The organism is Nocardioides zeicaulis, from assembly GCF_042432345.1.
Lineage (GTDB): Bacteria > Actinomycetota > Actinomycetes > Propionibacteriales > Nocardioidaceae > Nocardioides > Nocardioides zeicaulis.
Map to the genome: position 1 here is coordinate 218,337 of NZ_JBHLXH010000001.1, position 7,464 is coordinate 225,800.

Below are 7,464 nucleotides of genomic sequence, written 5' to 3' on the forward strand. Positions count from 1 at the left end.
GGTGCGCGCGTCACGCCGTCCCGGACAGCAGGTGCGGGATCTCGCCGGGCAGCTCCCGCGCGAGGTAGCCGACGGGTCCCACCCGCTCGGCGAGCCGGTCGCCGGCAGCGCCGTGGAGGAACGCACCCCACACGGCTGCCTGCTCCGGGTCCGCGCCGCGCGCGACCAGCCCGGCCACGATCCCCGCGTGCACGTCGCCGGACCCCGCCGTGCCGAGCCCGGGGTTGCCCGTGCCGACCCGCCACGCGCGGTCGCCGTGCGCGACGACCTTGACCGGTCCCCCGCACGTCACGACGGCGCGCGTGCGGCGCGCGAGCCGCCGGGTGTGCTCGAGCAGGTCGTCACCGACCTCGTCCGCGCTGAGCCCCAGGCAGGCGGCGAGCTCCTGCGGGTTGACGGTGATCACCACGTCGGCGTCGAGGGCCGCCACCGCCTGGTGGTTGTCGGTGACGTACGCGGTGGCGAGCGCGTCGAGCACCACGGTCCCGCGCAGGCGCGGGAGCACCTCGCCCACGAACGCGTCCGAGGCCTCGGGGTCGCCGAACCCCGGCCCGACCAGGACGACGCCCGAGCCCTCGGCGCGCCGCACGACCGCGTCGGCGGCACCGGGGTCGATCGAGCCGTTTGCCGTCTCGGGCAGCGGCTCGACCATGAGCTCGGGCACGGCGAGCGCGAGGCCGGGCGCCGCCGAGGCGACGGTCGCCAGCTGCACCTTGCCTGCCCCCACTCGCAGGGCCGCCTCCACCGCGAGCAGGCCGGCACCGGGAGCGTCGCGCTGTCCGGCGACGACGACCAGCCGGCCGCGCTCCTCCTTGTCGCCTCCCGGCGGCGGCAGGGGCCAGTCCCGGAGGGCGACGGCGTCCACCGTGACGACGTCAGCCATCGCGCGCCACCTCGCCGCGGTCGGCCTCGGCGGTCCGCGCGGCCGGTGCCGGCTCGAGGTGCTCGTCGGAGGCGAAGACGTCGAGAGCCAGGCCGTCGGGCCCGCCCTCGTAGCGGGTGATGGACGCATTGGGGATCGGCGTGGACCGGTCGATCTCGAGCAGGGTGGCCTCGTCGAGGCCCTCCAGGGTGTAGCGGAACGCCATCACCACGGCCTGGTGGGTGAACAGCCAGACCCGCCGGCCGTCGTAGCCCTCGCGCAGGTCGGCGAGGAGGCTGCGCACGCGCAGCACCACGTCGGCCCAGCTCTCCCCCGACGGCGGCTGGTAGTAGAACTTGCCGACGTGCGAGCGCCGCTCGGCCTCGTCGGGATGCAGGGCACGGATGCCCTTGCCGGTCAGCCCGTCGAGGGCGCCGAGGTCGCGCTCGCGGAGCCGTTCGTCGACGAGCAGCTCGGTGTCGATCCCGGCGGTGGCCAGCCGGGCGGTGTCCGCCGCGCGGCGGTAGGGCGAGCACACCACGAGGTCGGGGCGGTCGGGGCCGTCGTCGCCGGAGACCCAGCGCCCGAGGGCACGTGCCTGCTCCTGGCCGTTGTCGGAGAGCTCGACGTCGGCGTCGCGAGCCGGCAGGTCGAGCCTTTCGGCGCCCGCGTCGCGCGCCCGTGCGTCGGCCAGGTTGCCGGCGCTCTCGCCGTGCCGGACCAGGACCAGCTCGACCGGTCCGCGTCCGCGGTGCAGCGCCGCTGCGATCCCCATGTGCCCTCCTCGTCCGGGTGGGTCGCTCGATCGGTGGCGGCCCACCGCCCCGTTACCCCGCGCCACCGGTCGGGATGCGCGGTGCGCGCCGGCGAAAGGTCAGGCGTCGCGGGTGCGGGCGGCGCGACGCGACGCCACGCCCTCGTCGCTGCAGAACCCGAGCCCACTGCGCTTGAGGCAGAGCAGGCCGACCAGCCGGTCGCCGTCGACCACGGCGTAGCGTCGGTGACCTGCGGCGTGCATGGCCGCCCGGACGGGCTCGGCGTCCAGCCCGGCGTCGACGGTGCGACCCTCGAGCCGGGCGTGCGCCAGCGCCGGACCGTCACCCGGAGCCTCGTCGGGAGGGAGGTCGTCACGGACCAGGGTGCCGAGGAGCGCCTCGCCGAGCCGCCCGGACTCCGTCACCAGGACCATGTGCACGTGGCTGCTCGACAGCACCCGCCGCGCCTCGTCGAGCGGATCGGCCGCCGCCAGCACGATCGGTGCCGCGAGCATCCGGTCGGCGACTCGCGGCTGGCTCACGGGGCAATGATGAGCGCTTGGGGTGCGGCGACCTTCATCCGGGTGGTCAGCCAGGTCAGCTGGCGCGACGTCTGGTCCCCCGCACGCCGGGCCACCTCGAGGAGCTCGCGGTCGCGCAGGCCCTGGGCACCCTGGGCGATGACGGTCCACGTCGTCGACACCAGCGTCGCCAGGACGTGGAGGTCCTGCAGGTCGCGCAGCAGCCCGATCTCGCCCTCCCGCGCCCCGGCCAGCCCGGCCGCGTGCAGCCGCTCGGGCTCGTCGACGTCGTCGGCCTCGCCGTAGCGCTCCACGACCGGGGCGAGCGCCGCACGGTTCGCGTCCGACCACTCGGCGAGCAGGTGGCAGGTGTGGAACACGTCGGCGACGCGGGCGTGGCCGTCGGCGACGGCGCGCAGGGAGTCGGCGAGCGTCTGCTCGCTGTGGTCGGCGAGGCCGACGTACGTCGTCAGGTGCGGCATCAGCCCTCCTCCCGCCCTGGGCCCGACGGGTCCAGCGGGTAGGTGGGCGTCTCGGCGAGGACGACGCTGGTGGTGGGCGCGCCCCCCTCCGTGGGCCGGGCCCGCCGCGACGGTGGCGCGGACCGGTCCGGGTGCGGCGCCGACGCAGCGGTCGTGGGGGCCGGGGCGGGGCCGTCGCCTGCCCGGAGGCGGGTCACCTGGCACGCGGCCGTCTTGAAGGTGGGCTGCTTGGACACCGGGTCCCACACCGTCATCGTCAGCTCGTTCGCCAGCCGGTGAGCGGCGTCGCCGTGCTCGGTGCCCGCGGGCTCCCAGCGGCCGTAGTGGAACGGCGCGAACACGGCACCGTCCATGACGCTTCCGACGCGCGCGCGGACCTCGATCATCCCGCGCGGCGAGGTCACCCGCACCCAGTCGCCCTCCTCGATGCCGCGCTCCGCGGCGTCGTGCGCCGAGACCTCCACCCACGCGTCGGGCGCCGCCCGGTCGAGATCGCGCGAACGCGCGGTCTTGGTGCGGGTGTGGAACTGGTAGACGGTGCGCCCGGTCGTGTAGCGCAGGGGGTACTCCTCGGACGGCTCCTCGTGGGGCGGCACGTAGGCCGCACCCTTGAGGAACGCGCGGCCGGCGGGGTCCATCGCGCGGTGCTCGGTCTCGGTGACCGTCCCGCCGGTGGCGAGGTCGTGGCCGTAGGTCTCGCAGTGGTCGGTGTCGGTGGGGAACACCCCGTCGGCGTAGAGCCGGTCCGTCCCGTCGGGGTGCGCGTCGTTGACCGGCCACGGGATGCCGGTCGGGCCGCGGAGCTTCGCGTAGGACAGCCCGGTGTAGTCGACCGGCCGCCCCGCCGTCACCGCGGCCCAGGCGTCGAAGACCTCCTCGGGCGTCCGCCACGGCAGCAGCGGCCCGCCGGACCTGGTCGCGAAGCCCATCGCGTCGGCGTACATGAGGAGGATGTCCAGGTCGCTGCGCGCCTCCCCCGGCGGATCGACGGCCTTCTCGGACAGGTGCACCGTGCGGTTGACGTTGGTGAAGCAGCCGGTCTTCTCGCCCCAGCCGGCCGCGGGCAGGACCACGTCGGCGAGCTCGGCGGTCTCGGTGAGGAAGAGGTCCTGCACGACGACGAAGCACTGCTCGCCGCCGAGGATGCGGCGGATGCGGGCCGACTCGGGCATCGACACCGCCGGGTTGGTCGCCGAGATCCACAGAAGCTCGATGCTGCCCGTCTCGGCGTAGGAGAAGATCTGCATGGCGTGGGTCGGCGGCGCCCAGTGCGGGATCGTCATCGCGTCGACGTCCCACGCGTCGGCCAGCTGCTGCACGTGCGTGGGGTTGTCCCAGTTGCGGAAGCCCGGGAGGTCACCGTCGGCGCCGCACTCGCGGTTGTTCTGGGCGGTGGGCTGCCCGTTCATCTGCAGGATCCCCGCGCCGGGCCGACCGATCATGCCGCGCAGCAGGTGCAGGTTGTGGACCGCGACCGAGGCCGCGGTGGCTTGGTGGGACTGGTAGAAGCCCTGGAGCACCGTCGACAGCACGTGCTCGCTCTCGCCGAAGATCCGTGCGGCGCGGCGCACGTCGTCCGCGTCGACGCCGCAGACCTCGGCGACCTTGTCCGGCGTCCACTCCTCGACCGTGGAGCGGAGGTCGTCGACGCCGATCGTGTGCGCCGCCACCCAGTCCTCGTCGACCCACCCGTGGACGAACAGCTCGCGCGTCAGGCCGTTCATGAGCGCCAGGTTGGTGCCGACCCGCGGCGCGAGGTGCACACCGCCTGTCCGCTCCGCCTCGAGCGCGACGAGCGTGCGGCGCGGATCGACGCAGACCACCTTCGGCGGGTCGTCGGCCCGGGTGCGGTCGAGGATCCGCGCCCACAGCACCGTCTGGGTCTCGGGCATGTTGTGCCCGTAGAGGAAGACCGCGTCGCAGTGCTCGATGTCGGTGTAGGAGCCCGGCTGCCCGTCGGCGCCGAACGACTCCTTGAACGCCGCGGCGGCCGTGGCGGTGCACAGCCGGGTGTTGCCGTCCATGTGCGGGGTGCCGAGACCGGCCTTCCCGATCACGGCGAGCGCGTAGTACTCCTCGAGGAACAGCTGGCCGGACGTGTAGAAGCCGTGGCTGAGCGGCCCCTTGTCCTCCAGCAGCCGCCGCGACCGCTCGACCACGCGCCCCATCGCGGTCTCCCAGTCGGTCTCGACCAGGCGCCCGCCCTCGCGCACCAGCGGCCGGGTCAGGCGGTCGGCGGCCGACGCCCACGCGGTGGAGCCGTACAGGCCCTTGGGCCCCAGCCGCCCGTGGTTGACGACGTCGGTGGCCCGCCCCCGGACCCCCACCATGCGCCCGTCGCGCACGGCGATGTCGACGCCGCACCCGTTGCTGCACAGCAGGCACGCCGACTGCACCCACGACTCGACCTGCTCGGCGCTCGTGCCCGGCTCGAGGTACTGGTCGACCCTTGCGGGCCACACTGTCCCCCTGGGGTGTGGCGTACGCTCCCCGTGGATGTCGGCGATCCGGTCGGTCACGACGTCCTCCTGCTCCGCCCAACGTGTTGCATGCGATAGCGCATGTAGTCTCAGTGCAGCACCGGCGCCCACGTCCGGTCAGACCCGGAGGGGTGGTCCGTGACGCACGACGGTCCCGAGCGCGCGGCAGGCGCGGACGAGCGCGCCGCCGAGGCGCTGCTGGCAGCGAGCCGGCTGATGATGGGCATCACCCTGCGCGCGGTCGCGGCGGCCCCGGTCGCGCTGACGGTGCCGCAGCACCGGGTGCTGGTCACGGTCGCCGACACCCGCCTGCGCGTCGGGGCGCTCGCCGACGACCTCGGCGTGAACCAGTCCAACGCCAGCCGGATCGTCGACCGGCTCGCCGCCCAGGGACTGGTGCGACGCACCCGTGACGAGGACGACGGCCGGGCCTGGCTCGTCGAGCTCACCCCCGAGGGCCGCGGCGTCCTGGCCACCGTGCAGGAGCACCGCAGGGCGGCGCTGCTCGAGGTGGTGCGGCGGCTGCCCGACGGGGCGGGGGCACTCGTCGGCCCCCTCGACCAGCTCGCGTCCGTGGCGGCCGGGTCGGGGCTCATCGTCGGCGCCTGAGCAGCCCCGCGCCCGTCAGGCAGGACACGGCCCCGCACACCGCCTCGGCCACCGCCGTGGCGGCCCGGGCGTGGTCGGCCAGCGTCGCGTTGAGCACCAGCCCGAGCCCGGCGAGGAGGGCGAAGGCCGCAGCGATCCGCGGCACCCGCGCGCCGGCGGTGAGCAGCCGGCCGCCCGCGATGCCCAGGACGACCACGGCCACGAGGGCCCGGACCGCGTTGTCCTGGCCCGGCCGCCCGAGCGGGTAGAGCCCCCACTGCGCGACGAGGAGGAACACCGCCACGAGGACGAGGAGGACGCCGGCGGGCCCCGTCGGCGCACCGGACGACGTCCTCCTCCCGGCGTCCGCCTCCAGGCGCCGTCGTCGCGCCTCCACCTCGACGACCCGCTCCCGGGCCTCCGGGCCGATCCGCACCGTGTCACCCGGGGCCACCCCCTCGCGCACCGTGCCGCGCAGCACCTCGCCCAGCTCGTCGAGCGGTCCGGTCCCGTGCACGTCTCGCAGCACGCCGGCCCACCACGCGAGAAGCGCGCCCGCCACCGCCACCGATGCTCCGACGATCGACCAGGACCACGACAGCACCACGACCCCGACGGACACCGCCCCGAGCCCGACGAGGGACGCCACGGTGCCACCCCACACCCATCGTGGCCGGACCGGGCGGCCGGTCGCCCGGCTCCCCCCGGACCCGTGGCGCGCGCTCACCGACCGCCCTCCTCACCGATCCCACGGACTGCAGCCAGGTCGACCGCGGCGAAGACGAGCGCCAGCGCGCCGCTGGCGAGCGCCAGACGACGATGGTGAGGGAAGGCGCGGGCCAGACCGGCCATCGAGGCGGCGTGGACGAGGTCGACGGCCACGTCCGCCTCCGGGACCCAGCTGCGCGCCAGCACGGTGCCCGCCGACGCCTGGACGAGGTACCGGGCGCCCAGGAGCCGCGCGGCACGTCGCGGCCAGGTGCCGTCGGCGGACCCCGTCGCCACGAGCAGCCACTGCGGCCGCAGCAGGCCGACCAGCCCCAGGGCGGCCCGGGCCACGTCGGCGGCGTGGGCGTGGCGTGGGGCGATCATCCGATGAACCCGCGGCTGCGGGAGCGGTCGTCGAAGCGGCCGTGCGCCCCGAAGTCGTGGCCGCCGGCCCCGTCGGCCGGCTCCCACAGGTTGGCCGGTTCCGAACCGGTGCGCGGCTCGTCGGTCTGCTGCGAGGACAGGCCGGTCCGCGCGAGGTAGCGGTCGAGCAGGCCGGCGGCGACGCGGTTGGCCAGGATCGTGCCGGCCGTGCTGAGACCCACCCAGCGGGCCCGGCGCCGGGGGTGGTCGAGCGCCTTGAGCACACCGCGGGCAGCGACCTCGGGCTGGTAGATGGGTGGCACCGGCTGCGCCTTCCCGGGCAGCCGGGACAGCACCCAGTCGAACTGCGGCGTGTTGACCGCCGGCATCTCGACGACCGTGACGTGGATGCCGCTGCGGTCGTGCATGAGCTCGGTGCGCAGCGAGTCGTGGAAGCCCTCCAGCGCGTGCTTGGCGCCGCAGTACGCGCTCTGCCCGGGGATGCCGCGGTGGCCGAGCGCCGAGCCCACCTGCACGATCGTGCCGCGACCGCGCGGGCGCATGAGGCGCAGGGCGGCCCGGGTGCCGTTGACGTAGCCCAGGTAGGTCACCTCGGTGACCCGCCGGAACTCCTCGGGCCGGATGTCCTCGAACCGGGCGAACACCGAGGTGAACGCCACGTTGATCCACGCGTCGACCGGCCCC

The 7,464-nt window shown here is 75.3% G+C and carries 9 protein-coding genes; 1 reads left to right on the plus strand and 8 read right to left on the minus strand.

What is annotated here, in order from left to right; all coding sequences use genetic code 11:
- Positions 1 to 10: 10 nt before the first annotated feature.
- The 5 genes from ACFFJG_RS01165 to ACFFJG_RS01185 form a co-directional block, all read right to left on the minus strand.
- A complete protein-coding gene (locus ACFFJG_RS01165) occupies positions 11 to 883 on the minus strand; it encodes an NAD(P)H-hydrate dehydratase (protein WP_378516782.1) in 873 nt (290 codons plus the stop codon).
- The gene (locus ACFFJG_RS01170) at positions 876 to 1,637 is read right to left on the minus strand and encodes a histidine phosphatase family protein (RefSeq protein WP_378516783.1); all 762 of its coding nucleotides are present in this window, start codon (positions 1,635 to 1,637) and stop codon (positions 876 to 878) included. Before ACFFJG_RS01170 ends, ACFFJG_RS01165 begins: the two co-directional genes overlap by 8 nt.
- Before the next feature lie 99 nt (positions 1,638 to 1,736).
- The gene (locus ACFFJG_RS01175; RefSeq protein WP_378516784.1) at positions 1,737 to 2,159 is read right to left on the minus strand and encodes a hypothetical protein; all 423 of its coding nucleotides are present in this window, start codon (positions 2,157 to 2,159) and stop codon (positions 1,737 to 1,739) included.
- The gene (locus tag ACFFJG_RS01180) at positions 2,156 to 2,620 is read right to left on the minus strand and encodes a hypothetical protein (RefSeq protein ID WP_378516785.1); all 465 of its coding nucleotides are present in this window, start codon (positions 2,618 to 2,620) and stop codon (positions 2,156 to 2,158) included. The genes ACFFJG_RS01175 and ACFFJG_RS01180 overlap by 4 nt, the downstream gene beginning before the upstream one ends.
- A complete protein-coding gene (locus tag ACFFJG_RS01185; RefSeq protein ID WP_378516786.1) occupies positions 2,620 to 5,139 on the minus strand; it encodes a molybdopterin oxidoreductase family protein in 2,520 nt (839 codons plus the stop codon). The genes ACFFJG_RS01180 and ACFFJG_RS01185 overlap by 1 nt, the downstream gene beginning before the upstream one ends.
- A gap of 99 nt (positions 5,140 to 5,238) precedes the next feature.
- Here ACFFJG_RS01185 and ACFFJG_RS01190 point away from each other — a divergent pair, with 99 nt between their 5' ends.
- Positions 5,239 to 5,709: a MarR family winged helix-turn-helix transcriptional regulator gene (locus ACFFJG_RS01190; protein ID WP_378516787.1), complete on the plus strand. Its 471-nt coding sequence runs from the start codon at positions 5,239 to 5,241 to the stop codon at positions 5,707 to 5,709.
- Here ACFFJG_RS01190 and ACFFJG_RS01195 read toward each other — a convergent pair.
- The 3 genes from ACFFJG_RS01195 to ACFFJG_RS01205 all read right to left on the minus strand — a co-directional run.
- Complete coding sequence (locus ACFFJG_RS01195; RefSeq protein ID WP_378516788.1) at positions 5,693 to 6,337, minus strand: hypothetical protein; 645 nt, start codon at positions 6,335 to 6,337, stop codon at positions 5,693 to 5,695. The two genes, ACFFJG_RS01190 and ACFFJG_RS01195, sit on opposite strands and share 17 nt — an antisense overlap.
- A gap of 74 nt (positions 6,338 to 6,411) precedes the next feature.
- On the minus strand, positions 6,412 to 6,780 hold the full coding sequence (locus ACFFJG_RS01200; RefSeq protein WP_378516789.1) for a hypothetical protein: 369 nt from the start codon (positions 6,778 to 6,780) through the stop codon (positions 6,412 to 6,414).
- A partial coding sequence (locus tag ACFFJG_RS01205) for an SDR family oxidoreductase (RefSeq protein WP_378516790.1) occupies positions 6,777 to 7,464 on the minus strand: 688 nt, incomplete at its 5' end. The genes ACFFJG_RS01200 and ACFFJG_RS01205, both read right to left, overlap by 4 nt.

What these genes read in the sequence shown, in the direction of transcription:
- ACFFJG_RS01165 (WP_378516782.1), bottom strand. Translation starts at nt 883, where the DNA reads ATGGCTGACGTCGTCACGGTGGACGCCGTCGCCCTCCGGGACTGGCCC.
- ACFFJG_RS01170 (WP_378516783.1), bottom strand. Translation starts at nt 1,637, where the DNA reads ATGGGGATCGCAGCGGCGCTGCACCGCGGACGCGGACCGGTCGAGCTG.
- ACFFJG_RS01180 (WP_378516785.1), bottom strand. Translation starts at nt 2,620, where the DNA reads ATGCCGCACCTGACGACGTACGTCGGCCTCGCCGACCACAGCGAGCAG.
- ACFFJG_RS01200 (WP_378516789.1), bottom strand. Translation starts at nt 6,780, where the DNA reads ATGATCGCCCCACGCCACGCCCACGCCGCCGACGTGGCCCGGGCCGCC.